Raw genomic sequence first — 18,549 nt, forward strand, 5'->3', positions numbered from 1 at the left:
TTACTTGGCTGCGCGCTCTTTGGCGATCAGCTGGTCGGCAACATTAAGGACAGCTTCCGGGCCGCCAGCAGTACCCAGGTCAAAACGGTATTTGCCGTTGACGATCAGCGTCGGTACACCTTGCACGCCATACTTCTGCGCCAGTTCCTTGGCCTGTTTGATCTGGCCCTGTATCGCGAAGGAGTTGAAGGTGGCCAGGAACTTGTCCTTGTCGACGCCTTGGGTGGCAACGAAGTCAGCCATTTCGTCTGGTTTGGTCAGGCGTTTGCCTTCTTTCTGAATCGCATTGAACACGGCGTTGTGCACCTTGTGCTCTACGCCCATGGCTTCCAGGGTCAAGAACAGTTGGCCATGAGCATCCCATGGGCCGCCAAACATGGCAGGGATACGTTTGAAGTTCACGTCCTTAGGCAGTTTCTCAACCCATGGGTTGATCGTCGGCTCAAAAGCGTAGCAATGCGGGCAGCCATACCAGAACAGCTCCACCACTTCGATCTTGCCTGGCACCGAAACCGGAACCGGGTTGGCCAATTCAACATAGGTTTTCCCGGCTTCAAGCGGCACGTCGGCAGCTTGTGCGGTCATGCCGAAGAGGCTGGCAGTGACGAGAGCGGCGCTGAGGATCAGATTACGCATGCTTTACTCCTGGACAAATAAAGTCGCCTCACGCGACCTTTGTTGTGACAGGTCTACGCGGGCATGAGTTCGTTAGTGTAACGGTAGCGGCCACAAAAAAGGGCAGCCTAAGCCACCCTTTTTATGCTTGCATCGATGGATTAATCGAGCGTTAACGTCGTGTGCGCCTCAGTGTAGCCCCTGGATGTAGCTGGAGACCGCCGCAATGTCTTCATCACTCAGCTTGCGAGCAATTGTGCGCATGATCATCGCATCGCCGTCGTTGCTTCGCCCGTCCTCTTCCTTACGGAAATCGGTCAACTGTTTGGCGATGTAGGTTGCGTGCTGGCCACTCAAGTGCGGGAAGCCAGCGGCTGCTATACCGGCGCCATTTGGCGAGTGGCAGCCGGTGCAGGCAGGAAGACCTTTTTCCAGGTCGCCGCCGCGGAACAGTTTCTCACCACGGGCCACCAGTTTCGGATCGGCAGCTCCCACACTGCCTTTCTGGCTGGCAAAATACGCGGCGATGTCTGCCAGGTCCTGATCGCTGAGGTTGGTCAGCAAGCCGGTCATTTCCAGGACGGTGCGCTTGCCAGACTTGATATCCTGCATCTGCTTGGTCAGGTAGCGCTCTCCCTGGCCGGCCAGTTTGGGGAAGTTCGGCGCCGGGCTGTTACCATCCGGTCCATGGCAAGCACCACATACAGCGGCTTTCGCCTGGCCCGCTGTAGCGTCGCCTGCAGCATGGGCAACACCAGTGATGCCCAAGGTCAACAGCAGACTCACGATCAGTTTGTTCATCAGCTAATCCAACTACGGCTAAGGGTTTAAGAGTTATCAACCGGGTTTACTCACCATCAACTCAATGATGGCCTGGTAATCCTCAGTACTGCAGTCCATGCACAAACCACGCGGCGGCATTGCCTTGAAACCCTGGGTCACGTGTTGCACCCGCGTGACCACGCAAACTCGGTTGTACACTGCTTCCGGATCCTGTGTAGCCTGAGCACCCTAAAGCGGGGCCAGGACACCGACAGCGCGCAACCACTTGGTCAAACGTCGACCATTCAGGGTTTGAGAGCGTTTTGCGTTCTAATGCGCAATAAAGGTCTTTCGCTCCCGTGAACTTCGCCCTTCGCTGGGACAAAGCACACACAAAATCTGCGGCATTATATACTGGCGCTACTGAAACGGAAACGACACCGCTTGCCGCACCCTTTCTCGGCATCGCCCACATCGGAAATCTCATGCAACTCAAGAATCCCATCCTCGGCCTGTGCCAACAGTCCACGTTCATGCTCAGCGCCGCCAAAGTTGACCAATGCCCGGATGACGAAGGCTTTGAAGTCGCCTTTGCCGGTCGTTCCAACGCCGGTAAGTCCAGCGCACTGAACACCCTGACTCACGCCAGCCTGGCACGTACCTCGAAAACCCCGGGCCGCACGCAACTCCTCAACTTCTTCAAGCTAGACGATGATCGGCGTCTGGTCGACCTTCCGGGCTACGGTTACGCAAAAGTACCCATCCCGCTGAAGCTGCACTGGCAGCGTCACCTCGAGGCTTATCTGGGTGGCCGCGAGAGTTTGAAGGGTTTGATTTTGATGATGGACATCCGCCATCCGATGACCGATTTCGACCTGTTGATGCTCGATTGGGCTGTTGCCAGCGGCATGCCGATGCATATCCTGCTGACCAAGGCAGACAAACTGACCTACGGCGCCGCCAAGAACACTCTGCTCAAAGTGCAGGCCGAAATCCGTAAAGGCTGGGGTGACGCGATCACTATCCAACTGTTCTCGGCGCCGAAGCGTATGGGCCTGGAAGACGCCTACACCGTACTGGCCGGCTGGATGGAATTGGCCGACAAGGGCGCGGAAATCGCGGAGTAACTTTTCTGCAGGCAAAAAAAACCCCGGACTTCGTATGGGGAGGGGAAGTTCGGGGTTCAAGTTCCGGACCGCTAGGGCGGGATCCAGATATCTGCCAACACTTAACACAACATAGGAGCATTGAAGGGCTTCACCACCCATTCAGTAACTCTGAGTGGCAGTTCACGGGTTAAGTTCCGGCAGGCTCAAAAACTATTGGAAATAACTGACAGCGACTTCCGGACTAAAGCACTGTGCCACCACCCAAGGTGGTGGCAAAGCCTCGTAATCAGTGCGCTTCGTCCCAGTTATCGCCCACACCTACTTCCACCAGCAGTGGCACATCCAACTGAGCAGCCGCACTCATGTGCTCACGGATCCTCTCGCTGACTTCGGCCACCAAGTCCTCACGCACTTCCAGCACCAATTCATCGTGCACCTGCAGGATGACCTTGGCATCCAGGCCCGAATCGGTCAGCCAATTGTCCACCAGCACCATGGCTTTCTTGATGATGTCCGCCGCCGTGCCCTGCATTGGCGCGTTGATCGCGGTGCGTTCTGCCGCCGCGCGCTCCTGTGGCTTGTTGGAATGGATATCCGGCAAATACAGCCGGCGCCCGAAGAAGGTTTCGACGTAACCCTGGTCGGAAGCCTGGGCGCGGGTGCGCTCCATGTACTCGCGAACCCCGGGATAACGGGCGAAGTACACATCGATGTACGCCTTGGCCGTCTTGGTATCGACGCCGATATCCTTGCCAAGCTTCTGCGCGCCCATGCCATAGATCAAACCGAAGTTGATCGCCTTCGCGCTGCGGCGCTGGTCAGAAGTAACCTCACCCAGCTCAACCTTGAACACCTCGGCGGCCGTCGCCGTGTGCACATCGAGGTTGTGACGGAAGGCGTTCATCAACCCTTCGTCCTTCGACAGGTGCGCCATGATCCGCAGCTCGATTTGCGAATAGTCCGCCGCCAGCAGTTTGTAGCCCTTAGGCGCAACAAACGCCTGGCGAATCCGCCGCCCTTCGGCGGTGCGCACCGGAATATTCTGCAGATTCGGGTCACTCGAGGACAAGCGCCCGGTAGCCGCCACGGCCTGGTGATAGGACGTGTGGATCCGCCCGGTGCGCGGGTTGATTTGTTCCGGCAAGCGATCGGTGTAAGTGCTTTTCAGCTTGCTCATGCTGCGGTACTGCATCAGCACCTTGGGCAGCGGATAGTCATCTTCGGCGAGCTTGGCCAGCACTTCTTCGGCAGTCGACGCCTGGCCCTTACCGGTTTTTTTCAGCACCGGCAGGCCGAGTTTTTCGTAAAGGATCGCGCCGAGCTGCTTGGGCGAACCCAAGTTGAATTCCTCGCCGGCGATCTCGAACGCCTGGCGCTCCAGTTCGACCATCTTGTTGCCCAGCTCGATGCTCTGGATACCCAGCAGCTCCTTGTCCACCAGCGCACCCTGGCGCTCGATACGGGCCAGCACCGGTACCAACGGAATCTCGATATCCGTGAGCACACTCACCAGGCTCGGGATTGCTGACAGTTGCGCGAACAGCTCCTGATGCAGGCGCAAGGTCACATCGGCATCTTCAGCCGCATAAGGGCCGGCCTGCTCCAATGCGATCTGGTTGAAGGTGAGCTGCTTGGCGCCCCTGCCGGCGATGTCCTGGAAACTGACAGTGTCGTAATCCAGGTACTTCTTCGCCAGGCTGTCCATGTCATGCCGGGTTGCGGTGGCGTTTAACACATAGGATTCGAGCATGGTGTCAAAGGCGATGCCCCGCACCGTAATGCCGTGCGCGGGGTCGCCGCCGATGGCGCAGTTGGCCAGGATATTCATGTCGAACTTGGCGTGCTGGCCGACCTTGAGCTTGGTCGGGTCTTCCAGCAACGGTTTCAGGGCCAGCAGCACGGTGTCACGGTCCAACTGCTCAGGCACGCCGACGTAGGCGTGGGTCAGCGGGATGTAGGCGGCTTCATGGGGCTGCACGGCGAAGGAAACACCGACCAACTGTGCCTGTTGGGCGTCGATGCCGGTGGTTTCGGTGTCGAAGGCGAACAACTTCGCGTCGTTGAGCTTTTTCAACCAGCTATCGAAGGTCGCCTGGTCGAGGATGGTGGTGTAGGTGGTCTGCGCTGGCGCCACGGGTTCAACGACTGCTTCAACAACAGGAGCAGCCTTGAGCTCCACACGCTTGGCGTCGCGCTGGATCTCGTCAATCCAGCTCTTGAACTCCAGCAGCGTATACAGCTCCAGCAGTTTTTCACGGTCCGGTTCGATCAGGTGCAGATCATCCAGACCCACATCCAGTGGCACATCAATCTTGATCGTCGCCAGCTGGTAGGAAAGGAACGCCATCTCTCGATGCTCTTCCAGCTTGGCCGGCAGCGTCTTCGCGCCACGGATAGGCAGGGTCGGCACGATATCCAGCTGCTCATAAAGCTCTTTAAGGCCGCCGTTCACACCGACAAGCAAGCCGGACGCGGTCTTAGGACCGATACCAGGAACACCCGGAATGTTGTCGGACGAATCGCCCATCAACGCCAGATAGTCGATGATCTGCTCCGGAGCGACGCCGAATTTCTCCTTTACGCCCTCGATATCCATCGCACTACCGGTCATGGTATTGACCAAGGTAATGTGGCCGTCCACCAGTTGCGCCATGTCCTTGTCACCGGTCGAAATCACCACCGGGCGGTCAGCGGCGGCGCTGCTGCGGGCCAGGGTGCCGATCACGTCATCGGCCTCGACGCCTTCGACGCATAGCAGCGGGAAGCCCAGTGCGATCACGCTTTGATGCAATGGCTCGATTTGCAGGCGCATGTCATCAGGCATGCTGGGGCGATTGGCCTTGTATTCGGCGTACATGTCATCGCGAAAGGTCCCACCCTTGGCGTCGAACACCACCGCGAACGGGCTGTCCGGGTACTGCCTGCGCAGGCTTTTGAGCATATTCAACACGCCCTTGACCGCACCGGTCGGCAGGCCTTTGGAGGTGGTCAGCGGTGGCAGCGCATGAAAAGCGCGGTACAGATAAGAAGAACCGTCCACCAGGACGAGGGGTGCTTGGCTCATGAGCAGAATCAACCTTTTCGGCGGGTCAGGCGCTAGAATAGCCGGACCAATGACGACAAAGGGACAAGGTTATCATGCGTACATTTAATCGCCTGCTGTTGACCGGCTTGATTTCACTCACTCCGTTGGCTGCCATGGCGGCAGACGATGCGCCTGGGGGTGATCCGCAAGTGACCATTCGCACGGAAGGCGACAAGACCATCCAGGAGTACCGTCAGAACGGGTTCCTGTACGCAATCAAGGTCACTCCGAAAGGGGCGCCTCCCTATTTCCTGGTGCGCGCGGACGGAACCGATGCGAACTTCATCCGCTCTGACCAGCCGGATATGCTGATCCCGTCATGGAAGATCTTCGAATGGAAATGATTTCTTAACTTAAATTGGCGCCGCGCACAGCGGCGCCCGTACTGGCAGTTTTAACCATGTCTGTGTTCACCCCCCTGGCTCGGCCCGAGCTGGAAACCTTTCTCGCCCCTTACGGGCTCGGCCGCCTGATTGATTTCCAGGGGATTGCCGCCGGTAGTGAAAACACCAATTTCTTTGTCAGCCTTGAGCAGGGCGAGTATGTCCTGACACTGGTTGAGCGCGGCCCGGTCGCAGAAATGCCGTTCTTCATCGAGCTGCTCGACGTGCTCCACGACGCTGATTTGCCCGTGCCTTATGCCCTGCGTACAACCGACGGCGTGGCACTGCGCGAGCTGAAAGGCAAACCGGCACTGCTGCAACCGCGCCTGGCCGGCAAGCACATCAAGGACGCCAACGCCCAGCACTGTACCCAGGTCGGCGACCTGCTTGGCCACCTGCACCTGGCGACTCAAGGCGAAAAGGTGCTGGAACGCAAGACCGATCGTGGCCTGGATTGGATGCTGACTGAAGGCACGCAACTGATCTCGCACCTGAATGACGCACAGCAACACCTGCTGAAAGCTGCACTGACGGAAATCGAAGCCCACAAGATCCAGATCCTCGCCCTGCCGCGCGCCAACGTCCACGCCGACCTGTTCCGCGACAACGCGATGTTCGAAGGCACGCACCTCACAGGCCTGATCGACTTCTACAACGCCTGCTCCGGGCCGATGCTGTACGACGTGGCGATCGCCCTGAATGACTGGTGCTCGGATGCCGCCGGCGTGATTGACGGGCAACGCGCCCGTGCGCTGCTCGGCGCCTATGCCGGCCTGCGACCGTTCACCGCCAAGGAAGCCGAACTGTGGCCGACGATGTTGCGGGTGGCGTGCGTGCGGTTCTGGCTGTCACGCCTGATCGCCGCCGAGTCGTTTGCAGGGCAGGATGTGTTGATCCATGACCCGGCGGAGTTCGAGCATCGCTTGGCACAACGCCAGCAGGTCACGATCCAACTGCCGTTCGCCCTCTAAAGCCCCAACTCGGTCAATGTGGGAGCTGGCTTGCCTGCTCCCACATTAGACCTGCGCCGTCTGTTACAACGACTCCAGGCACCCAGCCAAGTCATTCCCCAACTTCTCCAACACCTGCTCATAACCCTGAGCCGTAGCCGGGGTATACCCGCCCAACGCATCCAACTCCGCCAGCTTCACCGGCAAGCCCGCCACCAGCGTTTCAGCCAAACGCGGACGCAACGGCGGCTCGCTGAACACGCAGGTCTTACCCACTTCCTGCAAACGCGTACGCATCGCCGCTACGTGCTGGGCGCCAGGCTGCACTTCAGCGGCGACACTGAACACACCGGCATGTTTGAGCCCATAAGCGTCTTCGAAGTAATCGAAGGCTTCGTGGAACACGAAGTAAGGTTTGCCGCCAATCGGCGCCAGGCGGGCTTTCAGGCGAGCATCCAAAACATCCAGGCGCTCATCAAAGGCTTTCACATTACTCTGGTAACGCACGGCATTGGCCGGGTCTGCGGCCGCCAGATCAGCAGCCATGCGCGCCGCAATCACACGAGCATTCACGGTCGACAGCCACAAGTGCGAATCCAGGCTGCCTGGGCGGTGATCATGATCATGTTCGTCGGCATCGTCGCTATGGGAGTGGCTATCTTCGGCGAAGCGCCGCAGCTTCATACCCGGAAGATCCTGCACCGCTACCGTTGTTGCCGTACGACCTTTCAGCACGCGCGGCAGGAAACTCTCCATATCCGGACCGATCCAGTACAGCAGGTCCACCGACTGCACGCGCCGTACGTCGGATGGACGCAGCGCGTAGTTATGCGGCGACGCACCCGGCGGCAGCAACACCTCCGGTACCGACACGCCGTCCTGCACAGCCGCGGCTATCAACTGCAATGGCTTGATGCTGGTCAGCACCTTGACCTCGGCCTGAGCGGCGCCATTGATGAACAAACTGGTGACAAATACGATAAAAACGGGAAAAAGTCGGGACACGATGACCACTCAATGGCGTAGGAACGGGTAACATAATAACGTCTCTATCAAATGTCTGTCGCCGCTCATGCCTATTACACCACTTGCCAGCCGTCCCCACGACCACTCCCACTGCGTGCATACCGCGCTGTCGGAGGCCGATACCCTCTGCGCACAGAAGGGTTTGCGCCTGACCGCCTTGCGTCGGCGGGTACTGGAACTGGTGTGGCAGAGCCACAAGCCGCTGGGCGCCTACGACATTCTCGGGGTGCTCAGCGAGCAGGACGGCCGTCGTGCAGCGCCACCCACGGTCTACCGTGCGCTGGATTTCCTGCTGGAAAACGGCTTGGTGCACCGCATTGCCTCGCTCAACGCCTTTGTTGGCTGCAACCACCCGGAACACGCGCATCAAGGTCAATTCCTGATCTGCCGCGCGTGCCATGCCGCCATCGAACTTGAACAAAAAAGCATCAGCGACGCCATTATCAGCAGCGCTGCCGATGTCGGCTTTACGGTCGAAGGGCAAACGGTCGAAGTAGTCGGCTTGTGCTCGGGCTGCCAGGGGGCTTGATGAGCAATGCGTTAATCCGCCTGGAACAGGTCGGGGTCACGTTCGCCGGGCAACACGTGCTGGATAACATCGCACTGAGCGTGGAGCCGGGGCAGATCGTCACCCTGATCGGCCCTAACGGCGCCGGCAAGACCACGCTGGTGCGCGCCGTGCTCGGCCTGCTCAAGCCCGACACCGGCAGCGTCTGGCGCAAGCCGAAGCTACGCGTCGGCTACATGCCGCAGAAGCTGCACGTCGACCCGACGCTGCCACTCTCGGTGTTGCGATTCCTTCGCCTGGTGCCGGGCGTGGACCGCGCCCGCGCGCAGGCTGCGCTCAAGGAAGTCGGCGCCGAACAGGTGATCGACAGTCCGGTACAAAGCATCTCCGGCGGCGAAATGCAGCGCGTGCTGCTGGCCCGCGCCTTGTTGCGCGAGCCGGAACTGCTGGTACTGGATGAACCCGTGCAAGGCGTCGACGTCGCCGGCCAGGCCGAGCTGTACAGCCTGATCACGCGCCTGCGCGACCGCCATGGCTGCGGCGTGCTGATGGTGTCCCACGACTTGCACTTGGTGATGAGCACCACCGACCAGGTGGTCTGCCTCAATCGGCACGTGTGCTGCTCCGGCCACCCGGAACAGGTCAGCGGCGACCCGGCGTTCGTCGAGCTGTTCGGCAAAAACGCGCAGAGCCTGGCGATCTATCACCACCACCACGACCACGCGCATGACCTGCATGGCGCGGTCGTGGATGATCCTTCTACCCCTCACGTTCATGGAGATAGCTGCAAGCATGGCTGATTTTCTGCTCTACGCCCTGCTGGCAGGCTTGGCTTTGGCACTGGTTGCAGGCCCGTTGGGCTCCTTCGTGGTCTGGCGGCGCATGGCGTATTTCGGCGACACCTTGTCGCATGCCGCGTTGCTGGGCGTGGCCATGGGCTTTTTGCTCGATGTAAGCCCGACCATCGCGGTGACCGTAGGCTGCCTGCTCCTGGCGGTGCTGCTGGTGACCCTGCAACAGCGCCAGCCACTGGCCTCCGACACCCTGTTGGGCATCCTGGCACCAAGCACCCTGTCTTTGGGCCTGGTGGTGCTGAGCTTTATGCACGAAGTGCGCATCGACCTCATGGCCTATCTGTTCGGCGATCTGCTGGCGATCAGCCCCACTGACCTGACCTGGATCCTCGGCGGCAGCGCGACCGTACTGGTGTTGCTGGTGGCCCTGTGGCGCCCATTGCTGGCGATCACCGTGCATGAAGAGCTGGCCAGGGTGGAGGGTTTGCCCGTACCCGCGCTGCGCATGGCCCTGATGTTGCTGATCGCCGTGGTGATTGCTGTCGCGATGAAGATTGTCGGCGTATTGTTGATCACATCGCTGCTGATCATTCCCGCCGCCGCCGCTCAGCGCCATGCCCGTTCGCCGGAGCAAATGGCGATCGGCGCCAGCCTGTTGGGGGTGTTTGCAGTGTGCGGGGGCTTGGCGCTGTCCTGGTTCAAGGACACGCCTGCCGGGCCATCGATTGTGGTCACGGCCGCCGCCCTGTTTCTGCTGAGTTTTGTCCTGCCCCGTCGAGGGGTGTAGACTTGCTCGCTTTTTGCGCAAATAGAGAGTCGCAGGAATGAAGCCGTTCACCGCCCGATATCTGCTCCTTGCCGCATTTTCCCTGCTGCTGGGCGCCTGTCAAAGCACACCGCCCGCCGCCCCACAGGCACAGGACGCACGTGCTGTGGCCATCACGCAACTGGAGCAAAACCTGGCCAGCAGCGAGCTGGCTACCGCCGAAGATCAGTTGGCCACTCTGCAAGCCCAGTCGCCCAACGACCCGACGCTTGAGGGCTACCAACGCCAATTGGCCGAGGCCTACCTGCAGCGCAGCCAGATAGTGTTGCAAAAAGGTGACGTCAACGCAGCTGCCACTGCGCTAAGCCGGGCGCGTGCGCTGATGCCAAAGGCACCGGCACTCACTGGCGGCGTTAACAGCGCCATCAGCCACGCCCGCAAAGCCGAGCTGGATAAAGCCGAAGCCGCCCTGAAAGCCGCTGAAACTCAGCCCGCCGCCAAGGTCATCGACCCGGCAGCGCCAAGCACCACCGTGGCACTGAACCTCACCGACATCGAAGCACTGCGCCATCAGCTGGATGCAATCGCCACCGACGTCGTGAATTACCAGTGCGACGTGAGCATCCAGGCGCCGCGCACCGAGGATTACCCGTGGCTGGCCACGTTACTGACCAAACGGGTGAAGCGTATTGATTCGGGGTATGACCTGAAGATTCACCGGCAGATTCTGAAGCACATTCCGGCGCAAGTTGTGTTGATTCCGCGCAAAGCGGACTAAAAGCATCGCGGGCAAGCCCGCTCCCACATTTGAACGGTGAACACTTCAAGTGGGGGAGCGGGCTTGCCCGCGATAGCGATCTAACAAACAACAGATGACTTAAGCCGGAATCGCCTTCGCCTTCACCTCACGATCCCAAACCCGATGCTGGCCAATCGCAGCAAAGAATGCCTTGAACGCTTTGGCATCCGACCCCACGATCAACCCCGCATCCGCCTCCAGCTTCAGCAGATCCAGCAAAGGCTTCACGTCACTGGCCACCGCAATCGCCTTCAGGTGCTTGTACGCCTCCAGCACGTAATGCAGTGCCACGCCGTCGCCGCTCAGCGCCTTCACCGACTCTTTCCCACCCGGGATAAACACCGCATCAAACGCAATGGACGGCATACCCTCCATCGACGCGTCGACTGGCAGGCTCTTGCCGTCAGCCGTCTTCACCGGCGCTGACGTCGGCCCCAGCAGCTTGGCATGTGCGCCTTCCGCTGCCAGTGCCTTCTTCAACGCGGCAATCGCCACGCCGTCCACACCATTCGCCGCCAGGATCGCCACCTTGCGGGTTTTGATATCACCCGGCAGCAAGTTCGCCTGGCTCAACGCTGGCGAACGTTCCGGCTTGGTTTGGTGCTCAGGCACAGTACCTTTGGTCGGTGCTGGCAGCCCCAGGTTATGCGCCACGCGCTTGGCCAGTTCCAAGTCGATGTTGGCCAGGATCTCATTGACCTGGCGCGCACGAATAAACTCACGCTCAACCTTACCCAGCTCAAAGCTGTAGGCCGCAATGATGTGCTCCTGCTCGTGCTTGCTCATGCTGCGGAAGAACAGGCGGGCCTGAGAGAAGTGATCGCCGAACGACTCGCTGCGCTCACGGATCTTGTGGGCGTCGATGCGCTCTGGGTACGTCTCGAAGCCGCCATCCTGCGCCGCTGGCGGGGTTTCTTTCGGCCAGCCGCCATCAATCGAGTTTGGCTCGTAAGCCGCACGACCTTTATCAATGGTGGTGCGGTGCATGGCATCGCGCTGGTTGTTATGGAACGGCACGACCGGCTGGTTGATCGGCAACTGGTGAAAGTTCGGGCCACCCAGTCGGCTGATTTGTGTATCGGTGTACGAAAACAGCCGACCTTGCAGCAATGGATCATTGGAGAAGTCGATACCCGGCACGATATGGCCGGGGCAGAACGCGACCTGCTCGACTTCAGCGAAGAAGTTGTCCGGATTACGGTTCAGCACCATTTTGCCCAGCGGGGTGATCGGCACCAGCTCCTCAGGAATCAGCTTGGTCGGGTCGAGAATGTCGAAGTCAAACGCATGCTCCTTATCCTCAGGAATCACCTGCACGCCCAATTCCCACTCAGGGTAATCGCCCATCTCAATGGCTTCCCAGAGATCGCGGCGATGGTAGTCGGTGTCTTTACCGGCGAGCTTTTGCGCTTCATCCCACACCAGCGAGCAAGTACCCGCGGTAGGACGCCAGTGGAATTTGACGAAGTTGGATTTACCCTCGGCATTCACCAAGCGGAAGGTGTGCACACCAAAACCCTGCATGCTGCGCAGGCTTTTTGGAATGGCGCGGTCAGACATTGCCCAGATCACCATGTGGGCAGATTCAGGCTGCAACGAGACGAAGTCCCAGAACGTATCGTGAGCCGAGCCGCCTGTAGGAATCTCGTTGTGAGGCTCTGGCTTAACGGCGTGCACAAAGTCAGGGAACTTGATCGCGTCCTGAATGAAAAACACCGGCATGTTGTTGCCCACCAGGTCGAAGTTGCCTTCTTCGGTGAAGAACTTCACGGCAAAACCCCGTACATCTCGCACCGTATCGCCAGAGCCGCGCGGCCCCTGCACAGTCGAAAACCGGGTAAATACCGGCGTCTTGTGGCCTGGGTCACGCAGGAACCCGGCCTTGGTCAGCGCCGAATGGTTCTCATACGTCTGGAAATAGCCATGAGCGCCAGTGCCACGGGCATGCACGATGCGCTCCGGGATGCGCTCATGGTCAAAGTGCGTGATTTTTTCACGCATGATGAAGTCTTCCAGCAGCGACGGGCCACGGGAGCCGACTTTCAACGTGTTCTGGTTATCGGAAATCTTGACGCCTTGGTTGGTGCGCAGGGCCTGGCCGGTCGCATCGGAACGGAATTCCTCCAAGGCCTGCAGCTTGGCGTTGGTGTTGCCACGGTCCAGGGTATCGGTGCCCGCGAGCTCACTCTTCGACGGGGTGGCTGGCTTCTTGGTACTCATCAGACAAAACTCCTTATTCAAAGTGGCCAGAGCGATCCCCGGCTCGTTTGAGCAAAAACCCCAGGCACGGCACCTGGGATATCGCGTTGCTTAAGTAGTGACTGATGAGGTTTTGGGCCGTTCCTTTTTTATGACCTTTGATCGCGTTATTGCCAAATCGCTGGTTGAATGCGAAATAAATGCTAAGAAACGCTATACGGACAGGCTAAAATGCGCGCCCGGCTAACCGCTGATCCCTTTTCCATGCGCCCCACAAGGTTCGCTACGTGATCGAGTTTCATAACGTCCATAAAACCTACCGCGTTGCCGGTAAGGATATTCCCGCACTGCATGCCACCAGCCTGAGTGTCGAAAACGGCCAGGTGTTCGGCCTGATTGGCCACTCCGGTGCAGGCAAAAGCACACTGCTGCGCCTGATCAACCGCCTCGAAGAACCGAGTGGCGGCCAGATCACGGTTGATGGCGAGGAAGTCACCGCCCTGGACGCCAACGGCCTGCGCCGTTTCCGCCAGCAGGTCGGGATGATCTTCCAGCACTTCAACCTGCTCGCGTCCAAGACCGTTGCCGACAACGTGGCGCTGCCTCTGACCCTGGCCGGCGAATTGTCGCGCAAGGAAATCGACCAGCGCGTCGCCGAATTGCTCGCACGTGTCGGCCTGTCAGACCACGCCAAGAAGTACCCGGCGCAGTTGTCCGGCGGCCAGAAGCAACGCGTCGGCATCGCTCGTGCCTTGGCGACCAAGCCAAAGATCCTGCTGTGCGACGAAGCCACCAGCGCCCTCGACCCGCAAACCACCGCTTCGGTGTTGCAACTGTTGGCCGAGATCAACCGCGAGTTGAAGCTGACCATCGTGCTGATCACCCATGAAATGGACGTGATCCGCCGCGTCTGCGACCACGTGGCGGTAATGGACGCCGGCGTGATCGTCGAGCAAGGCTCGGTCGCCGATGTGTTCCTGCACCCCAAGCACCCGACCACCAAGCGCTTCGTACAAGAATCCGAGCAGGTCGACGAAGGTGAACAGCGCGATGATTTCGCCCACGTCCCAGGCCGCATCGTACGCCTGACGTTCCAGGGTGAATCGACCTACGCGCCGTTGCTGGGTACCGTCGCCCGCGAAACGGGTGTGGACTACAGCATCCTTGCCGGTCGTATCGACCGCATCAAAGACATTCCCTACGGGCAATTGACCCTGGCCATTACCGGCGGTGACATGGAAGCGGCCTTCGCCCGCTTTACCGCAGCCGATGTGCACATGGAGGTCCTGCGTTAATGGACGTTTTACTGCATTACTTCGACAAAGTTGACTGGGCTGACATCTGGGTTGCCACCGGCGACACCATGCTGATGCTCAGTACATCGCTGCTGTTCACCGTGCTGGTGGGCCTGCCGCTGGGCGTTCTGCTGTTTCTCTTCAGCCCTCGACAGTTGCTGGAGCAGAAGACCACCTACGCAGTACTGGCATTCGTGGTCAACGCCATACGCTCTCTGCCATTTATCATTCTGCTGATTGTGATGATCCCTACGACGATCTTTATCACAGGCACATCGCTTGGCGTGGCCGGGGCCATTCCACCGCTGGTGGTAGGAGCTTCGACGTTCTTCGCACGGCTGGTGGAAACCGCCCTACGCGAAGTGGACCGCGGCATCATCGAGGCGACTCAAGCAATGGGCGCCACCACCCGGCAGATCATCATCAAGGCGCTTTTGCCGGAGGCTAAGCCCGGTATCATTGCTGCAATCACAGTCACTGCGATCGCACTGGTAGGCTACACCGCGATGGCCGGTGTAGTGGGCGCCGGAGGCTTGGGTGACCTGGCCATTCGTTATGGATACCAGCGTTTTCAGGACGACGTCATGGTCGTCACCGTGGTGATGTTGATTGTGCTGGTACAAATTCTGCAGACCATCGGCGATAAGCTGGTGACGCACTATTCTCGAAAATAACGGCCATTGCCGGCCCCCGCCGGCTATGCCCGAACAAGGAGCTTGCTGGATGAAAAAACTACTGGTTGCTTTCGCCGCCGTTGCCGCGTTTTCCGCCCACGCCGAGACCATTACGGTCGCCGCTTCGCCGGTCCCGCACGCGGAAATCCTGGAATTCGTGAAACCTGCCCTCGCCAAAGAAGGCGTGGACCTGCAGGTCAAAGTCTTCACCGACTACGTGCAGCCGAACGTACAGGTCGCTGAAAAGCGCCTGGACGCCAACTTCTTCCAGCATCAGCCGTACCTGGATGAGTTCAACAAAACCAAGGGCACTCACCTGGTGAGCGTAGCCGGTGTACACCTGGAACCCCTCGGCGCTTACTCCAGCAAATACAAGAAACTGGACGAGTTGCCTGATGGTGCCAACGTGGTGATCCCGAACGACGCCACCAACGGCGGCCGTGCGCTGTTGCTGCTGGCCAAGCACAACCTGATCACCCTGAAGGATCCGACAGACATCCTGTCGACCATCAAAGACATCACCGCCAACCCGAAAAACCTGAAGTTTCGCGAACTCGAAGCCGCCACCCTGCCGCGCGTGCTGACACAGGTTGACCTGGCGCTGATCAACACGAACTACGCGCTGGAAGCCAAGCTGGACCCGTCCAAGGACGCGCTGGTCATCGAAGGCAGCGACTCGCCTTACGTGAACATCCTCGTCACCCGCGAAGACAACAAAGACTCGGACGCCGTGAAGAAGCTGGTCGCAGCCCTGCACACGCCTGAAGTGAAGAAATTCATCGAAGAGAAGTACAAAGGCGCGATCAAGCCGGCGTTCTGACCTGACTCGATCTCCCAAACACTGGAGATCAAAAAATGTGGGAGCGGGCTTTCTCGCGAATGCGGTGGACCAGTCAACATCTTCGTCGACTGATACACCGCATTCGCGGGCAAGCCCACTCCCACATTTGTTTTGTGGTGTTGGCTGGGTTGGCGTCCGGCCTATTTACGCTGTAGCAACACCGGCAGTTGCACCACCAGCTTCTGATTGTTCAACGGCGCCCGGATAAACCCACGCTGCGTCCCATCCGGCCCGATCAGCGCCAGGTTGCCGCTGTGGTCGACGGTGTAGTTCGGCTTGCTGGTATCCGCCGGAATGAACGGAATGCTCACCGCATTTGAAACCTTTTGCACATCCTCCACATTCGCGCCGGTCAGGCCCTGGAACTGCGGGTCGAAGTAGCCCAGGTACTGCTTGAGCTGAGTCGGCGTGTCGCGGTGCGGGTCGACGCTGACCAGGATCACCTGCAACTTATCCACAACGTCCTTGGGCAGTTCGCTTTTGATCTGGCGCAGCTGGGCGAGGGTCGTCGGACAGATGTCCGGGCAAAAGGTGTAGCCGAAGAACAGCAGGCTCCACTTGCCTTTCAACTCATTAACCTGCACCGGTTGGCCTTCCTGATTAGTCATGGTCACCGGCGGTAGCTGACGGCTTTGCGGCAGCAGGATGATACCGGCGTCGATCAAAGCGGTGGGGTCGCCCTGGCCTTTGCCCGAGAGCACTTTGTTGACGGTCAGGCCCATGATCAATGCCACCAGGGCCACCAGGATGAAGACAGTTTTTTGAGTTCGAGTCATAGATTCAACAGTAGGTAGTGGTCTACGAGCAGGGCGATGAACAGCAGCAGCAAGTACCAAATAGAGTACTTGAACGTGTTGATCGCCGCGTGCGGCCGAGCGCCACGGTACAACACCCAGGCCCATTGCAGAAAGCGCCCGCCCAATATCAGCGCGCACGCAAGGTACAACACGCCGCTCATATGGATCACATAGGGCATCAGGCTCACCGCCAGCAGGGCGAAGGTATAGAGCAGGATGTGCACCTTGGTGTAGTGCTCTCCATGGGTGACCGGCAGCATGGGGATATCGGCCTTGGCGTATTCCTCCTTGCGGTGGATGGCCAGCGCCCAGAAGTGCGGCGGGGTCCAGGCGAAGATGATCAGCACCAGCAGCAGCGGTTCGGCACTGACATGGCCGGTGACGGCGACCCAGCCCAATAATGGCGGCGCAGCACCGGCGAGGCCGCCGATGACGATATTTTGAGGCGTCGCACGCTTCAGGAAACCGGTGTAAATCACTGCGTACCCCAGCAGCGAAGCCAAGGTCAGCCATGCCGCCAATGGGTTGGTAAAGGCCAGCAATAGCGCCAATCCCGCAACAGCCAGGAACAATGCAAAGGCCAACGCAGCCAACGGCGACACACGCCCCTGCGCCAGCGGCCGCTTATGGGTGCGCGCCATCACCGCATCAATCCGCCGGTCCACCACGTGGTTCACCACCGCCGCGCCACCGGCACACAGGGCAATGCCCAGGTTGCCGAACACCAGCACTGTCCACGGCACACCCGCGCGCGTTGCGAGAAACATCCCCACCAGCGAGGTGATAAGCATCAGCACCACCACTTTCGGCTTGGTCAGCTCCAGGTAGTCACGCCAGATCGCCTGGCCGTGACGCGCGCCGCTCAAGGTCGCCATGGCATCTCTCCTTTAAGGGTGATGAGGCCCGATACGTGTTTGCGCGGGATAAAACGCCAGCCGAACGGCCGTTGATTACGCACCCGGACCAGGCTGGTGCGGGCGTGGTAATTGACCAGCACCAGGCTCAGCAACAACACGGCGCCTCCTGCGTTATGGCCTGCAGCTATTGCCAGCGGCAGCCCGAACGCCACATTGCTCAGGCCCAGGCAGATTTGCGCAGCCAGGGCGATCAGCAACAAACCCGCTAGCCGCGTCATGCCGACCGCGCGCAGTTGCCAGGCCAGGCCAAGCAATACCAGGCTGACGATCACGGCGCCGATGCGGTGGGTCAAGTGAATGGCCGTGCGCGCTTCGCTGTCCAACTGCCCGCCAAGGTAATTAGGGCCAATATGCTGGGTAAGATGAAAGCCATTGGCAAAATCCGCCGCCGGCCACCATTCGCCATGGCACGTTGGCAGATCAACACAGGCCACCGCCGCGTAGTTGGAGCTGACCCAGCCGCCCAGCGCAATCTGCCCGATCACCAGCACCAAGCCTGCCGTCGCCCAATACTGCAGGCGCTTGGGCACAATCAACGCAGGCAGCACGCCCGACAAGCGCAGGGTCAGCAGAAACAGCAGGCTCAAGGTCGCAAAGCCGCCGAGCAAATGCCCCGTCACCACCTGCGGCCACAGCTTCAACGTGACCGTCCACATGCCAAACGCCGCCTGTGCAAACACTACCGCCAATAGAAACAGCGGCAATTTCACCGGCTGACCGGGATCACGCCGATGGCTCCACGAGCGCGCCGCGAGCAACAAGATCAGTAGGCCCAAAGTGCCTGCGAAGTAGCGGTGAATCATCTCGCTCCAGCCCTTGTCCGCCTCAACCGGTGTAGCGGGGAAATGCAGTTCGGCATGGGCCAGCTGAGTTTCGCTTTGCGGCACGCTGATAAAACCGTAACAGCCGGGCCAGTCCGGGCACCCCAGTCCAGCATGGGTCAGGCGGGTATAAGCGCCCAGCAGCACGACGATCAGCGCCAGCAAGGTGGCAAACAACGCGAGGCGAAATCCAGGTTTGGCCATGACG

Annotated in this window: 18 protein-coding genes and 2 pseudogenes; 10 read left to right on the forward strand and 10 right to left on the reverse strand. The window is 59.7% G+C overall.

The window, feature by feature from the left end:
* The 4 genes and pseudogenes from dsbA to AACY08_RS30550 all read right to left on the reverse strand — a co-directional run.
* Positions 1–636, reverse strand: coding sequence for a thiol:disulfide interchange protein DsbA (gene dsbA, locus AACY08_RS16840; RefSeq protein ID WP_339419178.1), 636 nt, complete (start codon positions 634–636; stop codon positions 1–3).
* 168 nt (positions 637–804) lie between these two features.
* Positions 805–1,416, reverse strand: a complete 612-nt coding sequence (locus AACY08_RS16845; RefSeq protein ID WP_339470472.1) for a c-type cytochrome — start codon at positions 1,414–1,416, stop codon at positions 805–807.
* A gap of 36 nt (positions 1,417–1,452) precedes the next feature.
* A pseudogene (locus tag AACY08_RS30545) lies at positions 1,453–1,572 on the reverse strand (c-type cytochrome); the annotation flags it as partial.
* Positions 1,573–1,575: 3 nt separating this feature from the next.
* Positions 1,576–1,671 (reverse strand): annotated as a pseudogene (locus AACY08_RS30550) (cytochrome); the annotation flags it as partial.
* A gap of 191 nt (positions 1,672–1,862) precedes the next feature.
* Between AACY08_RS30550 and yihA the strand changes: the two are divergent.
* Positions 1,863–2,504 (forward strand): ribosome biogenesis GTP-binding protein YihA/YsxC, encoded by a 642-nt coding sequence (yihA, locus tag AACY08_RS16855; RefSeq protein WP_032862650.1) that lies wholly within the window; start codon positions 1,863–1,865, stop codon positions 2,502–2,504.
* A 268-nt stretch (positions 2,505–2,772) separates the two neighbouring features.
* Here the strand turns inward: yihA and polA are convergent, their stop codons facing one another.
* Entirely contained in the window at positions 2,773–5,550 is a 2,778-nt protein-coding gene (gene polA, locus AACY08_RS16860; RefSeq protein WP_339470474.1) for a DNA polymerase I, read from the reverse strand.
* Positions 5,551–5,624: 74 nt separating this feature from the next.
* Between polA and AACY08_RS16865 the strand changes: the two genes are divergently transcribed.
* Positions 5,625–5,915 (forward strand): DUF2782 domain-containing protein, encoded by a 291-nt coding sequence (locus tag AACY08_RS16865; RefSeq protein ID WP_339419185.1) that lies wholly within the window; start codon positions 5,625–5,627, stop codon positions 5,913–5,915.
* Between the two features lie 56 nt (positions 5,916–5,971).
* Positions 5,972–6,925 carry a homoserine kinase gene (locus tag AACY08_RS16870; protein WP_339470476.1) on the forward strand — a complete coding sequence of 318 codons (954 nt, stop codon included), beginning with the start codon at positions 5,972–5,974 and terminating at the stop codon, positions 6,923–6,925.
* 63 nt (positions 6,926–6,988) lie between these two features.
* Here the strand turns inward: AACY08_RS16870 and AACY08_RS16875 are convergent, their stop codons facing one another.
* Positions 6,989–7,918: a zinc ABC transporter substrate-binding protein gene (locus AACY08_RS16875; protein ID WP_339470478.1), complete on the reverse strand. Its 930-nt coding sequence runs from the start codon at positions 7,916–7,918 to the stop codon at positions 6,989–6,991.
* A 58-nt stretch (positions 7,919–7,976) separates the two neighbouring features.
* On the opposite strand from AACY08_RS16875, the gene zur reads away from it, so the two are divergent.
* The 4 genes from zur to AACY08_RS16895 are packed head-to-tail and all read left to right on the forward strand — an operon-like array spanning position 7,977 to position 10,776.
* The gene (zur, locus tag AACY08_RS16880; RefSeq protein ID WP_065875637.1) at positions 7,977–8,459 is read left to right on the forward strand and encodes a zinc uptake transcriptional repressor Zur; all 483 of its coding nucleotides are present in this window, start codon (positions 7,977–7,979) and stop codon (positions 8,457–8,459) included.
* On the forward strand, positions 8,459–9,238 hold the full coding sequence (gene znuC / locus AACY08_RS16885; protein ID WP_314562907.1) for a zinc ABC transporter ATP-binding protein ZnuC: 780 nt from the start codon (positions 8,459–8,461) through the stop codon (positions 9,236–9,238). Before zur ends, znuC begins: the two co-directional genes overlap by 1 nt.
* The gene (gene znuB / locus AACY08_RS16890) at positions 9,231–10,019 is read left to right on the forward strand and encodes a zinc ABC transporter permease subunit ZnuB (protein ID WP_339427756.1); all 789 of its coding nucleotides are present in this window, start codon (positions 9,231–9,233) and stop codon (positions 10,017–10,019) included. Before znuC ends, znuB begins: the two co-directional genes overlap by 8 nt.
* 37 nt (positions 10,020–10,056) lie before the next feature.
* On the forward strand, positions 10,057–10,776 hold the full coding sequence (locus tag AACY08_RS16895) for a PA5502 family lipoprotein (protein WP_339419193.1): 720 nt from the start codon (positions 10,057–10,059) through the stop codon (positions 10,774–10,776).
* A 99-nt stretch (positions 10,777–10,875) separates the two neighbouring features.
* Here the strand turns inward: AACY08_RS16895 and katE are convergent, their stop codons facing one another.
* Positions 10,876–13,038: a catalase HPII gene (katE, locus tag AACY08_RS16900; RefSeq protein ID WP_445261451.1), complete on the reverse strand. Its 2,163-nt coding sequence runs from the start codon at positions 13,036–13,038 to the stop codon at positions 10,876–10,878.
* A 245-nt stretch (positions 13,039–13,283) separates the two neighbouring features.
* Between katE and AACY08_RS16905 the strand changes: the two genes are divergently transcribed.
* From AACY08_RS16905 to AACY08_RS16915, 3 genes are read left to right on the forward strand one after another with little or no spacing between them, the layout of a single operon-like run.
* Positions 13,284–14,291, forward strand: a complete 1,008-nt coding sequence (locus AACY08_RS16905; RefSeq protein ID WP_339470482.1) for a methionine ABC transporter ATP-binding protein — start codon at positions 13,284–13,286, stop codon at positions 14,289–14,291.
* Positions 14,291–14,965, forward strand: coding sequence for a methionine ABC transporter permease (locus tag AACY08_RS16910; RefSeq protein ID WP_065875631.1), 675 nt, complete (start codon positions 14,291–14,293; stop codon positions 14,963–14,965). The genes AACY08_RS16905 and AACY08_RS16910 overlap by 1 nt, the downstream gene beginning before the upstream one ends.
* A gap of 49 nt (positions 14,966–15,014) precedes the next feature.
* Entirely contained in the window at positions 15,015–15,785 is a 771-nt protein-coding gene (locus AACY08_RS16915; protein ID WP_339419198.1) for a MetQ/NlpA family ABC transporter substrate-binding protein, read from the forward strand.
* Positions 15,786–15,946: 161 nt separating this feature from the next.
* Here AACY08_RS16915 and AACY08_RS16920 read toward each other — a convergent pair whose 3' ends face one another.
* The 3 genes from AACY08_RS16920 to AACY08_RS16930 are packed head-to-tail and all read right to left on the reverse strand — an operon-like array spanning position 15,947 to position 18,545.
* A complete protein-coding gene (locus tag AACY08_RS16920; RefSeq protein WP_339419199.1) occupies positions 15,947–16,582 on the reverse strand; it encodes an SCO family protein in 636 nt (211 codons plus the stop codon).
* Positions 16,579–17,478, reverse strand: coding sequence for a heme o synthase (gene cyoE / locus AACY08_RS16925; RefSeq protein WP_339419201.1), 900 nt, complete (start codon positions 17,476–17,478; stop codon positions 16,579–16,581). Before cyoE ends, AACY08_RS16920 begins: the two co-directional genes overlap by 4 nt.
* The gene (locus AACY08_RS16930; protein ID WP_339470484.1) at positions 17,466–18,545 is read right to left on the reverse strand and encodes a COX15/CtaA family protein; all 1,080 of its coding nucleotides are present in this window, start codon (positions 18,543–18,545) and stop codon (positions 17,466–17,468) included. The genes cyoE and AACY08_RS16930 overlap by 13 nt, the downstream gene beginning before the upstream one ends.
* Between the last annotated feature and the right edge of the window lie 4 nt (positions 18,546–18,549).

The sequence above is a fragment of the Pseudomonas sp. EL_65y_Pfl1_R83 genome (genome assembly GCF_963970695.1).
Lineage (GTDB): Bacteria > Pseudomonadota > Gammaproteobacteria > Pseudomonadales > Pseudomonadaceae > Aquipseudomonas > Aquipseudomonas tritici.

Coding starts and splice junctions, on each gene's coding strand:
- AACY08_RS16895 (WP_339419193.1), top strand. CDS start 10,057: ATGAAGCCGTTCACCGCCCGATATCTGCTCCTTGCCGCATTTTCCCTG.
- AACY08_RS16915 (WP_339419198.1), top strand. CDS start 15,015: ATGAAAAAACTACTGGTTGCTTTCGCCGCCGTTGCCGCGTTTTCCGCC.
- yihA (WP_032862650.1), top strand. CDS start 1,863: ATGCAACTCAAGAATCCCATCCTCGGCCTGTGCCAACAGTCCACGTTC.
- dsbA (WP_339419178.1), bottom strand. CDS start 636: ATGCGTAATCTGATCCTCAGCGCCGCTCTCGTCACTGCCAGCCTCTTC.
- AACY08_RS16920 (WP_339419199.1), bottom strand. CDS start 16,582: ATGACTCGAACTCAAAAAACTGTCTTCATCCTGGTGGCCCTGGTGGCA.
- zur (WP_065875637.1), top strand. CDS start 7,977: ATGCCTATTACACCACTTGCCAGCCGTCCCCACGACCACTCCCACTGC.
- AACY08_RS16910 (WP_065875631.1), top strand. CDS start 14,291: ATGGACGTTTTACTGCATTACTTCGACAAAGTTGACTGGGCTGACATC.
- AACY08_RS16930 (WP_339470484.1), bottom strand. CDS start 18,545: ATGGCCAAACCTGGATTTCGCCTCGCGTTGTTTGCCACCTTGCTGGCG.
- znuC (WP_314562907.1), top strand. CDS start 8,459: ATGAGCAATGCGTTAATCCGCCTGGAACAGGTCGGGGTCACGTTCGCC.
- AACY08_RS16870 (WP_339470476.1), top strand. CDS start 5,972: ATGTCTGTGTTCACCCCCCTGGCTCGGCCCGAGCTGGAAACCTTTCTC.
- znuB (WP_339427756.1), top strand. CDS start 9,231: ATGGCTGATTTTCTGCTCTACGCCCTGCTGGCAGGCTTGGCTTTGGCA.
- cyoE (WP_339419201.1), bottom strand. CDS start 17,478: ATGGCGACCTTGAGCGGCGCGCGTCACGGCCAGGCGATCTGGCGTGAC.
- polA (WP_339470474.1), bottom strand. CDS start 5,550: ATGAGCCAAGCACCCCTCGTCCTGGTGGACGGTTCTTCTTATCTGTAC.
- AACY08_RS16845 (WP_339470472.1), bottom strand. CDS start 1,416: ATGAACAAACTGATCGTGAGTCTGCTGTTGACCTTGGGCATCACTGGT.
- AACY08_RS16865 (WP_339419185.1), top strand. CDS start 5,625: ATGCGTACATTTAATCGCCTGCTGTTGACCGGCTTGATTTCACTCACT.